The following is a 13076-nucleotide window of genomic DNA, read 5'->3' on the forward strand; positions in this document are numbered from 1 at the left end:
CACGGCGTATGAAAACCCGCTTGTCGCGTCGTCTCTCCATGCTATCGCGCGCCGATGGCAGAGCCCTCCACCGCCGCCGACCGGATCGAGGCCGCGATCATTCGGATCGAGGCTGCCGTTGCCGCTCGCGCCGCCGACGCCCGCGACCTTTCCACCCGTCATGAGGCGCTGCGGGCGCGCATGGCGGAAGCGGTCGCCGCGCTGGACGATGTCATAGCCCGGCGGCCGGAGGAATAATGGCAGAGATTTCGATCACGATTGGCGGCCGACCGCATCGGATCGCCTGCCGCGATGGCGAAGAGGATCGCGTGCGCCAGCTCGCCGCGATGATCGATGAGCGCTGGGCACCAGCGGAGCGCGCGGCCGGGCTGAACAGCGAACGCGCCTTTCTTCTTGTCGCCCTAATGCTCGCCGACGACCTGGACGAATTGGAACGGCGCCCGCCTGTTGGCGCCGCGGTAAGCGACGCAGCACTGGCGCGGATCGCCGATCGGCTGGAGCGGCTCGCGTCAGCCCTTGAGCAAACGCCTCCGAGCGCCTAGATCAGATGATGGCGGGCACTGCCCGGTACGAGCCATCGATTATCCCTGAGGCTATTCATCATCCATGGGGGCTGTCCCTGCACAGATCCTGGTCTGACGTATATGGTCCCCACCTGACGTACCGGGCGTCAGAGGATATTTCGGCAAACGGCCATGGCGGTCCCGCCACCCGCTCCCAGCGTTAAGAACGATTTGCGCCGCAGCCTCCGGGCCGTGCGCAGGGGTGCGGCTGGCCGCATCGTGCCCGCTGCCCAGGCTTTCATTGATCGGCTGCGTCCCGGACTGACGGTTGCGTCCTATCACCCGGTCGGCGGAGAGGCCGATCCGCAGCTGCTCAACGCTGCGACACAGGCGGCGGGCTGTCGCCTTGCCCTGCCCTATGTGATCGACCGGGCGACACCGATGATCTTTCTTGCCTGGGATGGCGGAACGCTTCTGCCCGGTCCGTTCGGGCTGCAACAGCTATCCCCTGACGCACCCGGGGTTACGCCGGACATCATCCTGACGCCCCTTGTCGGGTTCGACCGCGCCGGCAATCGCCTCGGCCAGGGCGCCGGCCATTACGACCGCGCCTTTGCCGAATACCCGCAGGCCTGGCGGGTCGGCGTTGCCTTTTCGATTCAGGAAGTTGCGCAACTACCTTGCGACCCATGGGACGTTCCGCTCAACGCCATCGCCACCGATACAGAATGGATTACACCTGCATGACCCCAACCTGGCGCAAGCCCGCTGGCATCTTCATCATTCTGGCCTTGATCGCCGTCTGGTCAATCCTGATCGCCAGTGCGTCCGCACTGGTTGGCAACTGGGCGTGGCCGCTCCAGCTCGGCTTTTACCTGGTCACAGGGATCGTGTGGATCGCGCCGCTGAAACCGTTGCTGCTGTGGATGGAAACTGGTCGCTGGCGCTGAGCGCTGCTTGCGATGTCACCGAAACGCTTCAGAAAAAGCGCCACCCATTAGAAAGGGTGGCGCGAGTGACGGGGCTCGAACCCGCGACCTCCGGCGTGACAGGCCGGCGCTCTAACCAACTGAGCTACACCCGCTTGGAAGCGTTGTGGAGGGCCAACTAGGCGAGGGTCCGGGGGGTGTCAACCGCCTGTTTCGTCATCTTCGCCACTTCCGCCAAATCGCCACCGCCGACGCTCGCGCGCGGGCTGGACCAGCGTGCCATGCTCGAACAGGAAGCCGGCGATGTCGGGTTTGCCCGCCGCACCCGCGACCGTTTGGATGATGATCAGCAGCGGCACGGCGAGCAGCGCGCCCGTGGTGCCCCACACCCAACTCCAGAAGCTGAGCGAGACGAGGATCAGCAGCGGACTGATCGTCAGCCGGTGCCCGACTACGAAGGGCGTGACCAGATTGGCCTCGATCAGGTGGCAACCATACATGAGCGCGGGCGGCACCAGCGCCGTCCAGATATCGGCAAAGGTCATCAGCCCGCCGATCGCGAGCAGGAACGCCGCCACCACCGGTCCAAAATATGGAATATAGTTCAGCAGCGCGACGACTCCGCCCCACATTAACGGATAAGGCATGTCGAGCAGGTACAACGCGCCCGCCACGATCCCGCCAAGGATCAGGTTGATGACCGTGATCGTGCCGAGATAGGCGGACACGTCATCGACCACGTCCTGGATCACCCGCGCGGTTGCCATGGCGCCGTCGAAGCTCGACCGGCCGGCGATGGTGCGCTTCCGCATCCGCGTCCAACCCGATAGAAAGAAGAACACGACCAGCACGGCAAAGATGAACTGCACGATCAGCGCCGGAGCCGACGTAGCCGCGAGTTCCAGGATCGAACTGGGCGGCGCGACGGCCGCATTGCTCGTTCGCCGAACCGGTGCGTCCGCAACCGCCCGCAGGGTCCGGTTCACGTACTTTTCCAGGTTGGAATACAGGTCCAGGAGCGGCGCCAGATTGTTCTGGATCCGATCGATCCGGGTCGGCAGCAGCCTGAAAAAATCCGTCGCCGGCACCACGATGGCGGCAATCGCGACATTGGCGGCGATCAGGAACAGCAAAATGCACAGGATGGCGGCCAGCGCGGACGGTACGCCGCGCCGCTCCAGCCATTCCAGCACGGGGACCATCGCGATTGCGATCACCAGCGCGACGGTGACCGGCAGAAAGAACTCCGCGCCGGATTTCAGCGCGAATGGCACGGCGAGCATCAGCCCGACACTCGCCACCAGCACCAAGGCCGCCAGCAGGCGGTCCCGCCGCGCCGCGATGCGCCCGATCTCTCCCACGCCGCCATTGGCCGCGACCATGGCGGCAGCGGACACTTCCTCTTCGGCCGAGGGAAACAGGGTATCGCTTGAAGCTGGATCCGCCATGCCTCACCGTAGCGGGCGCAAGGGCATCCTGTCACCCGGCATGCAGCCGATTTGGACCTTGCCGACGTCATCGCCGCAGGGCACGAAAGGGCCATGAACCCGCGCCTTCTCCTCCTTGCCGCCCCCTTGCTCGTCGCTGCCGGCCCCGCGCCACGTGCCGATCCCGCCGCGCTGAAGCGCACCACCAGCGCGCTGGTTGGTTTCGGGACCCGGCACACGCTGTCGACCACCACTGATCCCAATCGCGGCATCGGCGCTGCCCGCCGCTGGACCGCCGCTCGGTTCGAGGCGATCGGGCGCGATTGTGGCGGCTGCCTGAAGGTTGAAACGATCGGCCGCAGCTTCACGGGCCCGCGCGCGCCGAACGGCGTCCGGGTGGAGGATGTGCTCGCGGTCCAGCGGGGCACCGGCGATCCGAACCGCGTGGTGATCGTGCAGGGCCATATCGACAGCCGCGTCAACGACGTCATGGACGTGACGACGGATGCCCCGGGCGCCAATGACGACGCTTCTGGCGTTGCTCTGGTGATGGAGGCCGCCCGCCTGCTCAGCCGGGAAAAGCTCGCGGGCACCATTGTTTACGCGGCGCTGTCTGGCGAGGAGCAGGGCCTGTGGGGCGGGCAGTTGCTGGCCGAAACGGCAAAGGCGCGTGGCTGGCAGGTCGCGGCCGTGCTCAACAACGACATTGTTGGCAACACCCACGGCATCGGTGGTGAGCACGTCGACAACCTTGTGCGCGTGTTTTCCGAAGGGATCGGCTCGTCCGCGGACGCCGACCCCAAGGGACAGCGCGCGATCGGGGCAGAGGACGACGGCCCCTCGCGTGCGTTAGCAAAGGCCGCCGTTCGCGCTGCCGCCGCAGACCGCGGGATCGGACTTGAAGCAGTCGCAATCCGCCGTGCCGACCGCTTCCAGCGCGGCGGCGACCATCTGCCGTTCCTTGAGGCTGGATTCCCCGCGATCCGGTTCACCGAAGCGACCGAGAACTATGATCGCCAGCATCAGACGATCCGCACCGAGGGCGCGCGCCGCTATGGCGACACAATCGAGTTCGTGGATTTCCCGTACCTCGCTAAGGTGACGCAGCTCAACATGGCCTTGCTGCGTCAGCTCGCCGCCGCACCCGCGGCGCCGGCCCGCGCCTCCATCGCAGGCGCGCTCAGCGACGACACGCGCGTGACCTGGGCCGCGGTGCCGGCCGCTGCCGGCTACCGGATCCGCTGGCGCCGCGGAGACGGCAACGCCTGGACGGACAGCCGCGACGTGCCGGCATCGGCGACGCTGCTCGACCTGCCGCGTGTGAACATCGATGATCACTTTTTTGGCGTGTCCGCGCTGGCGACCGATGGATCGGAGAGCCTGGTGACGTTCGCCGGGGTCCCTCCGCGGCCGGCACCCGGGACCGCGCGCTGAGCGGATCACCGACGCCGGAACGATAGGCCGCGCCCGACGCTACCACGCGATGACCAACATCGTTCCGGAAGTCGAAACCCGCATCGCCCTTGCCTTCAGCGGCGGAAACGCTTTGGGTGCCTTCCAGGCCGGTGCCTATGAGGCATTGCATGCCCGCGGCGTTCAGCCCGACATGATCGTCGGGGCGTCGATCGGGGCGGTCAACGGCGCCCTGATCGCGGGCAATCCGGCCGAGCGACAGATGGATCGGCTCATGACTTTCTGGAACCCTGGGCGGGACCTGACGGCGGACATGCCCGCGACCGACACGGCGCGCCGAACGGCGGCCGCCAGCCTCGCCCTCGCGACCGGCCATTATCGGGTGTTCGCGCCCAGAACCCACCTGTCGCCAGACTGGTGGGACCCGCGGGTGTCAGTCCCGAGCCTGTTCAGCAACGCTCCCCTGCGGACCTCGCTCGATGAGCTGGTTGACCTGCGCTGCCTGAATGAGGGCCCGATCCGATTTGCAGCAACCGCGGTGGACATCGAAACGGGGGAGGACGTCGTATTCGATCGCGCAACGCCGCTCACAACCGACCATGTGCTGGCGAGTGGTGGGCTGATGCCTGCTTTCCCGGGAGTTGAGATCGACGGGCACCTGTACGGGGACGCGGGGATGTCGGCGAATCTGCCGCTCGACACGATCCTCGCGGCCGAACAGGACGGGCAGCAGTCATCGCCCTTGCTTTGCCTCGCCGTCGACCTGTTGCCGTTGCAGGCACCACGCCCGACCACCCTGGGCGAAGCAATCGGTCGCGCCCAGGACCTGATGTTCGCCGCGCAGAGCCGCCGCACCATCGCCGCCTGGCAAGCGCTGTTCGCCGCGCGTGAGCAGGCCGGCGACCCGGTCCCGGCCATCACCCTCGTCCACATCAGCTATGCTGACCAGTCGCGCGAAGTCGCGGGCAAGGCGTTCGACTTCTCACCCGGAACGGTGCGACAGCGGTGGGACTCGGGACGGCAAGCGATGGAGCTGGCGCTGGATCACCTGGTCAATGGGCGGATGCCCGTGGGCAGGCCGGGCCTCCATGTCGTCGGCGGCACGGGCGAGCCACTTGGCTGGTCCATGACACCCGGCCGCACTCGCTGACCGCGGCCGTCAGGCGGCCGCCTCGACACGATCGGCGAAAAGGGCCTTGAGGTCCTTCTTCATGATCTTACCATTGGCGTTGCGCGGCAGGGTATCCGTCACGAAGCAAATGGCGACGGGCACCTTGAACGCGGCAAGCCTGGCCGCGACAAAGGCCTGCAATTCGGCCTCGCTGGCAGTTTCACCAGGCGCAAGATGGACCACCGCCGCCGGCTCCTCGCCCCAGCTTCGGTGCGGCAACCCGATCACCGCGCAATCTGTAACGGCCGGATGGGCGTAGAGCACGTTCTCCACCTCAATCGAGTAGATGTTCTCGCCGCCGCGGATCACCATGTCCTTGGCTCGATCGACGATGAAGCAGAAGCCCTCCTCGTCCAGCCGCGCGAGGTCGCCGGTGCGGACCCAGCCGTCGACGAAGGTTTCGGCGCTTGCCTCGGGCCGGCGCCAATAGCCGGCGGCGATCATCGGCCCTCTCGCCCATAGCTCTCCCACTGTGCCGGGCGGCAGGACAGTGGTGCCATCATCGGCGCGAATTTGCAGGTCGGCGACGGGCACCGCCGGGCCGCAACTGGTCGGTCGGGCAAGATAGTCCTCGCCCGCATGGCCGGTCACCGTGGCGCAGGTTTCCGTCATCCCCCAGCCATTGCCGGGCAAGGCACCGAATTCGGCATAGATGCGCTGCGCCAGTTCGGGGGCGGAGGGCGCGCCCCCATAGGCGATCGCTTCCAGGCTCGACAGGTCGTAGCGCGCCCGGTCGGGATGTTCGATCAACTGCCAGGCGATCGTCGGCACCCCGCCCGTGATGTTGACCCGCTCACGCTCGATGATCTCCATGGCCCGCACCGTGTCCCAACGGCGCATGAAGATGACAGTATTACCGGCTGCGATCGCCGGCATCATCCCGGCCGAGCATGCCGTGACGTGAAACAAGGGGATAACCGTCAGCACGACGCGCGGGGAGGGAGCTGGAATGCCTTCGCCGCGCCGCAGGAATGACCGGGCGGAATTGTAGGCTCCGGACAGGATGTTGGTGCAAAGGTTGCGGTGGGTCAGCAGCGCACCCTTTGGCGCGCCAGTGGTACCACTGGTGTAGAACAGCGCGGCCCCATCGCCCGGCTCGATGGCCGCCTCCGGCAGTTCGGCCGAGGGTAGCCGCGCCCAGTCGTGCGGCGTTCCGATCACTGCCTCCAACCGGCCAGCATTGCCCTCCAGGGGCGTAGTGGCCCGCGACACAAGGGCCTGCTCCAGCTCGGGCAAGTCGGAATAGTGCTCGCCCAACCGGTGGTGACGTTCACCGTCGGCGATCAGGACGCGAGCGCCCGAGTCGCGCAATCCATAGGCAAGCTCCTCGCCCGTCCACCACGCGTTCAACGGCACCGCAATCGCGCCCATGCTGACGATCGCGAAGAACGCGACGGGCCATTCGGGCAAATTGCGCATCGCCAGCGCGACGCGATCACCCTTGCCGACTCCCAGGTTCGACAAATGCGCGGCCAGCGCCGCCGTCGCGCGGTGGTTGGCGTCATAGCTGATGCGCTCGTCCTCATAGATCGTCATCAGGCGATCGCCATGCCCCCGCGATGCGTCGATCAGCGCGCGGAGGCTGGGCGGCGCGTTTTTCCAGACCCGGGTTTCGACGCCCCTGATTGTTGCAGTCGTCATCTCGAACGGCTGGCCTGGGGCGGTCAGCAGCGCCTGCGCCTTGGCCAGCGACATGGCGGGCCATGAGGAGGGAAGCGCAAAGGCGGGGTCGCTGGCCACAGAATCGCTCCGGTCGAAGAACGGGTTTGTCCCGTCACATTGCGGTTATAGTTGATTCAAACCTCGGCGGAGGCAATAGGTGGTTCAACGTTTCGAAGCGGGGGTATGGAGACGGGGCATGACGTGGGGACGATAAAAGGGACGACATCTCGACCCGGCTTCGATCCGGCACGCCTTGGCGCGATCGATGTTTTTCTGAAAGAGCGCTACCTCGACTCGGGCAGGCTGCCGCACGCCCAGTTGCTGGTCGCCCACGATGGTGAGGTGGTGCACTTCTCACACCAGGGTCCGGCTCGCGACGGCAGCGATGCTCCGGTTGACGAGCGCTCGCTGTTCCGCATCGCTTCAATGACGAAACCGGTCACCAGCCTTGCCTTCATGATGCTGGTCGAGGAAGCGCGCGTCGCGCTCGACACGCCTGTCCATCACGTCTTGCCGGCGCTGGCCAAGGTGGGCGTGTACCAGTCGGGCGGCGGTGAAGCGCCCTTTGTCACCCGACCGCTCGATCAACCGATGCGCATGGTCGACCTTCTCCGCCACACAGCCGGCTTCACCTATGGCTTTCAGAACCGGTCCAATATCGACCTTGCCCATCGTCAGTCCAAACTGGAAAGCTGGCACGGCGGCCATGACCTGCAGGGCTTCGTGGAGGCGCTTGCAGAGTTGCCGCTCGAGTTCTCGCCCGGCTCCGCCTGGAACTATTCCGTCGCGACCGATGTGCTCGGCGCCGTGGTGGAGCGGGTGTCTGGCACTGACCTCGCGACATTCTTTCGCGATCGCATTTTCGCCCCGCTCGGCATGGATGACACGTTCTTTCACGTGCCGGCGGACAAGGTCGAGCGGCTGACCGACTGCTGGGCATTGTCACCGGACAAGACACGCGTGCTCTACGACCGAGGCGAGGCCAGCGCCTGGATCCGCGCGCCCAGGCTCATATCGGGCGGCGGCGGGCTGGTATCCACCGCACTCGATTATCATCGATTTTGTCGATTGTTCCTGAACCGCGGCGAGTTGGACGGCGTGCGGTTGATCGGCCGAAAGACGGTCGACCTTATGACGCAAAATCACCTGCCCGGCGGTGGTGACCTGACCACCATGTCGAAATCGCTGTTCAGCGAGGCGCAGAATGCCGGAACCGGCTTCGGCCTCGGCTTTGCCGTGACGCAGGACGTAGCTCGCACCATGATGCCGGGCAGCGTCGGCGAGTATTATTGGGGTGGCATGTTCTCGACCGCCTTCTTCATCGACCCTGTTGAACGGGTGAGTATGGTCTTCATGACCCAGTTCAGCCCGTCGATGCTGTATCCCATCCGCCGTGAGCTCAAGACCATGATCTACGCGGCACTGACATAACGCCAGCGCTCCTGCCGCAAGCGGGAGAGCAAGCCACAAGCGGGCCGTTGGGCCCAAGGTCCTGCCCAGCAGGAGCACAGAGAGGAGCCAAAAGAATGACTTCACCAATCCGCACGGAGCGCCACGGTGACGTTCTAGTCATCATCTCCGACAACCCGCCGGTGAACGCGCTGGGCGCTGCGGTTCGGCAGGGCTTGGAAGCTGCGATCAAGCAGGGCGTCGCCGACGCCTCTATTCACGCAATGGTGATCCGGTGCGATGGTCGCACGTTCTTCGCTGGCGCTGACATCACCGAATTCGGCAAGCCGATGCAGGACCCGCCGCTGCCCGCGCTGGTCGACATGATCGAAGCGTCGGACAAGCCCGTAGTAGCCGCGATCCACGGCACCGCGCTGGGCGGCGGGTGCGAGGTGGCGCTCGCCTGCCACTATCGCGTGGCGGTGCCCTCCGCGAAGCTAGGCACGCCGGAGGTAAAGCTGGGACTGCTGCCTGGCGCTGGCGGTACTCAACGGCTTCCGCGTGTCGCGGGCGTGGCGCTTGCGCTGCGGATGACGGCCACCGGCGACACCATCTCCGCCAAGCAGGCGGCCGACGCCGGCCTGATCGACAAGCTGGTGGGTGAGGACAGCCTCGCCGCAGACGCGCTTGCCTTTGCCAACGACATCAAGGGTCACCGCCCCCTGCCCCGTGCGTCCGAAAAATCGCTGGCGCCCGATCCTGAAGCCGTTGCCGCGTTCCAGAAGGCCAACGCGCGCAAGTTCCGTGGCTTTGATGCACCAGCCGCCAACATCGCCTGCGTCGTGAAGGCGACCGAGGTGCCCTATCATGAGGGCGTCCAGTTCGAGCGCACCGAGTTCATGCGATTGATGTTTGGCACCCAGTCCGCCGCCCAGCGCCACATCTTCTTCGCCGAGCGGCAGGCGTCAAAGATCGACGATGTTCCCGCCGATACGCCGCTTCGGCCAATCCGCCGCGTCGGCGTGATCGGTGCCGGCACGATGGGCGGCGGCATCTCCATGAACTTCCTGTCCGCCGGCATCCCCGTCACCATTGTCGAAATGGCGCAGGACGCGCTCGACCGGGGCACCGGCGTCATCCGCAAGAACTATGAAGCAACCGCTGCCAAGGGCCGGATGAAGCCCGAACAGGTCGAGGCCGCGATGGGTGCGCTGACCCCGACGCTCAGCTTCGACGACCTCGCCGACTGCGACCTGATCATCGAAGCGGTCTATGAGAACATGGACGTGAAGAAGGATATCTTCACCCGACTCGACCAGATCGCGAAGCAGGGCGCTATCCTGGCATCGAACACCTCTTATCTCGACATAAACGAGATCGCAGCCTGCACGGCCCGCCCGCAGGACGTGCTCGGCATGCACTTCTTCTCGCCCGCCAACATCATGAAGCTGCTGGAGGTGGTTCGCGGCGACAAGACCGCGCCCGACGTGCTGGCGACCGTCATGGATCTGGCCAAGAAAATCCGGAAGGTCGCCGTTGTTGCCGGCGTCACCTATGGCTTTATCGGCAACCGCATGCTGATGCCGCGCCAGGTAGAGGCCAACAAGCTGCTGCTGGAAGGCGCAACGCCCGAGCAGATAGACCGCGTCCATGTCGAGTTCGGCATGCCGATGGGCCCGTTCCAGATGGCCGACCTCGCCGGCGTCGATATTGGCTGGCATCGCGACCCGAACCGTATCGAGAATGTCCGCGACGCTCTCGCCGCCGAAGGGCGCTGGGGGCAGAAGCGCCAGGCCGGCTTCTACGATTATGACGAGAAGCGGACGCCTTCGCCTTCGCCACGGGTCGCGGAGATCATCAAAGAATGGCGGGAGAAGACAGGGACCCCGCAGCACGAGATTACCGACCAGGAGATTGTCGAGCGCACGCTTTACCCGATGGTGAACGAGGGCGCGCTGATACTGGAGGAAGGCAAGGCGCAACGTGCGTCGGATATCGATGTGGTCTGGATCTACGGCTATGGCTGGCCGGTCTATCGCGGTGGCCCGATGTTCTGGGCCAAGACCGAGGGGTACGACAAGGTCGTGGCCGGGCTGGAACGCCACGGCTTTACCGTCGCGCAAAGTCTCAAGTCGGGAGCAATCAAGTGAGCGACCTCGACACGTTCCGCGCCGACACCCGCGCCTGGCTGGAGGCGAACTGCCCGCCCGAAATGCGCGAGCCCGTGCGCTCGGATGCCGATATCTGCTGGGGCGGCCGCAACTTCCAGCCATCCAGTCCAGCGCAGAAACAGTGGCTGGACCGCATGGCCGAACGCGGCTGGACCGTGCCAGATTGGCCGACCGAATATGGCGGCGGCGGCCTGTCCGCCGAGCAGACCAAGATCCTGCGTCAGGAAATGGCAGCGATCCGCGCCCGCAATCCGCTCAACTCCTTCGGCATTTCCATGCTCGGGCCGGCGCTGCTGAAATATGGCACCAAAGCACAGAAGCTGGAGCATTTGCCCCCGATCGCGCGCGGAGAGATCCGCTGGTGCCAGGGCTATTCGGAACCCAATGCCGGCTCCGACCTGGCCGGACTGCAGACTAGCGCGGTGCCCGACGGCGATGACTACATCGTCAACGGGCAGAAAGTGTGGACCAGCTATGCCGACAAGGCGGACTGGATCTTCTGCCTGGTGCGCACGTCTAGGGAATCTAAGCAGGGCGGCATCAGCTTCCTGCTGTTCGACATGGAAACGGCGGGCGTGTCGACCAAGCCGATCCTGTTGATCAGCGGCTATTCTCCCTTTTGCGAAACCTTCTTCGACGATGTGCGGGTGCCCAAGGCGAACCGCATCCATGACGAGAACAAGGGCTGGGACGTCGCAAAATACCTGCTCGGCCATGAGCGGGAGATGATCAGCGGCATGGGCCTGGGCGGCCGCGGCGCCAACCCGCTGGTGGCGGGGGCGATCGCCACGATCGGACTCGACGCGGACGGGCGCCTCGCCGACCCATTGCTGCGTGCGTCCATCGCGCTGTTCGAGGTGCGCGCGCAGGCATTCGGCGCCATGTCCGAACGCTTTATCGATGAGCTGAAGGCTGGTCGCGCCCACCCTGCCCAGCCATCGATGATGAAATATTATGGAACCGAGCTGAACAAGACGCGTCACGAGCTGGTCATGGCCGCAGGCGGATCGGACGCGCTGGAATGGGAAAGCGAGCGGTCCAACGGCGGCGCCGTAAGCCGCGGCTGGCTGCGTACCAAGGGCAACTCGATCGAGGGCGGCACGTCGGAGATCCAGCTCAACATCATCGCTAAGCGCATCCTGGAATTGCCAGGAGCCTGACTGATCATGCCGTCACCCCGACATAGGTCGGGGTCCAGAGCCAAGCAGCGCGGCCTTCGGCACTTTCGTCCCGGCCGCGCCCGATGACGAGAACGAACATGCCGCTTTTCCTCAACGACGAACAACAGATGCTCCATGACACGGCGAAGGACTTCGTTGCCGAACATGCCCCCGTGTCGCACCTTCGAGGGCTGCGCGATGCGAACGACCCGACAGGCTTCTCGCGCGACCTGTGGAAGAGCTTTGCCGAGATGGGCTTCACTGGCATCCTGATCGGGGAAAATGCTGGCGGCCTGGGGCTGGGCCATGTCGAAGCGGGCGTCGTGCTGGAGGAGATTGGCCGTAACCTGACCCCCTCGCCCTTTCTCACTACCGCAGTCGCGGCCGTCGAGGCGCTGAAGAACACGCCCCATGCGGATCGCTGGTTTCCCGGTATCCTGGCGGGCGACACGGTCGCGGCGCTTGCGGTCGATGAGCGCGCGAAGCATGGCGATGCGGTGTCCACCCGCGCGGAGCGAGCCGGCAACGGCTTTCGCCTGACCGGCGCCAAGCAATTCGTCACCCATGGTCACGTCGCCGACCTGCTGCTGGTCGCGGCACGCACGGCCGGCGGCGACCACGACAGCGATGGCGTTACCCTGTTCGCCGTGCCGCGCGACGCCGCCGGCCTGACCGCGACGCCAGAGCGGCTGGCTGATGCCAGCATCGCCGCGCGCGTCACGCTGGAGGGCGTCACCGTCGATGCCGACGCGGTCATCGGGGAAGTCGACGCCGGCCGCGAGCCTCTGGACCGGCTGCTCCGCGCCGGTCGCGCCGGGGCCTCCGCAGAAATGCTGGGCGTCGCCGCGGGCGCAGCCGACATGACACTGTCCTACCTGAAGCAGCGCAAGCAGTTCGGCACGCTGATTGGCAGCTACCAGGCGCTCCAGCATCGCGCCGCACATTTGTATAGCGAGACGGAGGTCGCCCGTGCCGCAGTGCTGAAGGCGCAGCAATTGCTCGACGCCGGAAGTCCTCACGCCGACACGGCGGTGTCCGTGGCCAAGGCGCAGACCGGGCTCGCGACTACCCTGGCGGTGCAGGAGGGCGTCCAGATGCACGGCGGCATCGGCATGACCGACGAATATGACATCGGCTTTTTCATGAAGCGCGCGCGTGTGCTGGCGGAGATGTTTGGCGACACCAATTACCATGCCGACCGACTGGCGCGTGCAGCTGGCTATTGACGGACGGGCGGTGCATCCGCTTTCC

At 65.7% G+C, this 13076-nt stretch carries 12 protein-coding genes and 1 tRNA gene; 10 read left to right on the forward strand and 3 right to left on the reverse strand.

What is annotated here, in order from left to right:
- Positions 1-54: 54 nt before the first annotated feature.
- The 4 genes from FHS94_RS04005 to FHS94_RS04020 all read left to right on the forward strand — a co-directional run bounded on the left by FHS94_RS04005 (position 55) and on the right by FHS94_RS04020 (position 1453).
- A complete protein-coding gene (locus FHS94_RS04005; RefSeq protein ID WP_184054910.1) occupies positions 55-237 on the forward strand; it encodes a hypothetical protein in 183 nt (60 codons plus the stop codon).
- Positions 237-542 (forward strand): cell division protein ZapA, encoded by a 306-nt coding sequence (locus tag FHS94_RS04010; protein ID WP_184054912.1) that lies wholly within the window; start codon positions 237-239, stop codon positions 540-542. The genes FHS94_RS04005 and FHS94_RS04010 overlap by 1 nt, the downstream gene beginning before the upstream one ends.
- A 213-nt stretch (positions 543-755) precedes the next feature.
- A complete protein-coding gene (locus FHS94_RS04015; protein WP_343055154.1) occupies positions 756-1250 on the forward strand; it encodes a 5-formyltetrahydrofolate cyclo-ligase in 495 nt (164 codons plus the stop codon).
- Entirely contained in the window at positions 1247-1453 is a 207-nt protein-coding gene (locus FHS94_RS04020) for a DUF2842 domain-containing protein (RefSeq protein ID WP_184054916.1), read from the forward strand. The genes FHS94_RS04015 and FHS94_RS04020 overlap by 4 nt, the downstream gene beginning before the upstream one ends.
- 57 nt (positions 1454-1510) lie before the next feature.
- Here the strand turns inward: FHS94_RS04020 and FHS94_RS04025 are convergent.
- Positions 1511-1587, reverse strand: a tRNA-Asp gene (locus FHS94_RS04025).
- 45 nt (positions 1588-1632) lie between these two features.
- Entirely contained in the window at positions 1633-2814 is a 1182-nt protein-coding gene (locus tag FHS94_RS04030) for an AI-2E family transporter (RefSeq protein WP_246348367.1), read from the reverse strand.
- A 159-nt stretch (positions 2815-2973) separates the two neighbouring features.
- On the opposite strand from FHS94_RS04030, the gene FHS94_RS04035 reads away from it, so the two are divergent.
- Together FHS94_RS04035 and FHS94_RS04040 are read left to right on the forward strand one after the other, a co-directional pair.
- Positions 2974-4293 carry a M20/M25/M40 family metallo-hydrolase gene (locus FHS94_RS04035; RefSeq protein ID WP_184054920.1) on the forward strand — a complete coding sequence of 440 codons (1320 nt, stop codon included), beginning with the start codon at positions 2974-2976 and terminating at the stop codon, positions 4291-4293.
- 49 nt (positions 4294-4342) lie between these two features.
- Complete coding sequence (locus FHS94_RS04040; RefSeq protein WP_184054922.1) at positions 4343-5422, forward strand: patatin-like phospholipase family protein; 1080 nt, start codon at positions 4343-4345, stop codon at positions 5420-5422.
- Between the two features lie 9 nt (positions 5423-5431).
- Here FHS94_RS04040 and FHS94_RS04045 read toward each other — a convergent pair whose 3' ends face one another.
- On the reverse strand, positions 5432-7138 hold the full coding sequence (locus FHS94_RS04045) for a class I adenylate-forming enzyme family protein (RefSeq protein WP_184055286.1): 1707 nt from the start codon (positions 7136-7138) through the stop codon (positions 5432-5434).
- Positions 7139-7306: 168 nt separating this feature from the next.
- On the opposite strand from FHS94_RS04045, the gene FHS94_RS04050 reads away from it, so the two are divergent.
- The 4 genes from FHS94_RS04050 to FHS94_RS04065 all read left to right on the forward strand — a co-directional run bounded on the left by FHS94_RS04050 (position 7307) and on the right by FHS94_RS04065 (position 13051).
- Positions 7307-8536, forward strand: coding sequence for a serine hydrolase domain-containing protein (locus FHS94_RS04050; RefSeq protein ID WP_425506156.1), 1230 nt, complete (start codon positions 7307-7309; stop codon positions 8534-8536).
- 95 nt (positions 8537-8631) lie between these two features.
- On the forward strand, positions 8632-10644 hold the full coding sequence (locus FHS94_RS04055) for a 3-hydroxyacyl-CoA dehydrogenase NAD-binding domain-containing protein (RefSeq protein ID WP_184054927.1): 2013 nt from the start codon (positions 8632-8634) through the stop codon (positions 10642-10644).
- On the forward strand, positions 10641-11825 hold the full coding sequence (locus FHS94_RS04060; RefSeq protein WP_184054929.1) for an acyl-CoA dehydrogenase family protein: 1185 nt from the start codon (positions 10641-10643) through the stop codon (positions 11823-11825). The genes FHS94_RS04055 and FHS94_RS04060 overlap by 4 nt, the downstream gene beginning before the upstream one ends.
- A 98-nt stretch (positions 11826-11923) precedes the next feature.
- Complete coding sequence (locus FHS94_RS04065) at positions 11924-13051, forward strand: acyl-CoA dehydrogenase family protein (protein WP_184054931.1); 1128 nt, start codon at positions 11924-11926, stop codon at positions 13049-13051.
- Positions 13052-13076 lie beyond the last annotated feature (25 nt).

The organism is Sphingomonas aerophila, from assembly GCF_014199305.1.
GTDB lineage: Bacteria > Pseudomonadota > Alphaproteobacteria > Sphingomonadales > Sphingomonadaceae > Sphingomonas > Sphingomonas aerophila.

What these genes read in the sequence shown, in the direction of transcription:
- FHS94_RS04005 (WP_184054910.1), top strand. Translation starts at nt 55, where the DNA reads ATGGCAGAGCCCTCCACCGCCGCCGACCGGATCGAGGCCGCGATCATT.
- FHS94_RS04010 (WP_184054912.1), top strand. Translation starts at nt 237, where the DNA reads ATGGCAGAGATTTCGATCACGATTGGCGGCCGACCGCATCGGATCGCC.
- FHS94_RS04020 (WP_184054916.1), top strand. Translation starts at nt 1,247, where the DNA reads ATGACCCCAACCTGGCGCAAGCCCGCTGGCATCTTCATCATTCTGGCC.
- FHS94_RS04030 (WP_246348367.1), bottom strand. Translation starts at nt 2,814, where the DNA reads ATGGTCGCGGCCAATGGCGGCGTGGGAGAGATCGGGCGCATCGCGGCG.
- FHS94_RS04035 (WP_184054920.1), top strand. Translation starts at nt 2,974, where the DNA reads ATGAACCCGCGCCTTCTCCTCCTTGCCGCCCCCTTGCTCGTCGCTGCC.
- FHS94_RS04040 (WP_184054922.1), top strand. Translation starts at nt 4,343, where the DNA reads ATGACCAACATCGTTCCGGAAGTCGAAACCCGCATCGCCCTTGCCTTC.
- FHS94_RS04045 (WP_184055286.1), bottom strand. Translation starts at nt 7,138, where the DNA reads ATGTCGCTGGCCAAGGCGCAGGCGCTGCTGACCGCCCCAGGCCAGCCG.
- FHS94_RS04055 (WP_184054927.1), top strand. Translation starts at nt 8,632, where the DNA reads ATGACTTCACCAATCCGCACGGAGCGCCACGGTGACGTTCTAGTCATC.
- FHS94_RS04065 (WP_184054931.1), top strand. Translation starts at nt 11,924, where the DNA reads ATGCCGCTTTTCCTCAACGACGAACAACAGATGCTCCATGACACGGCG.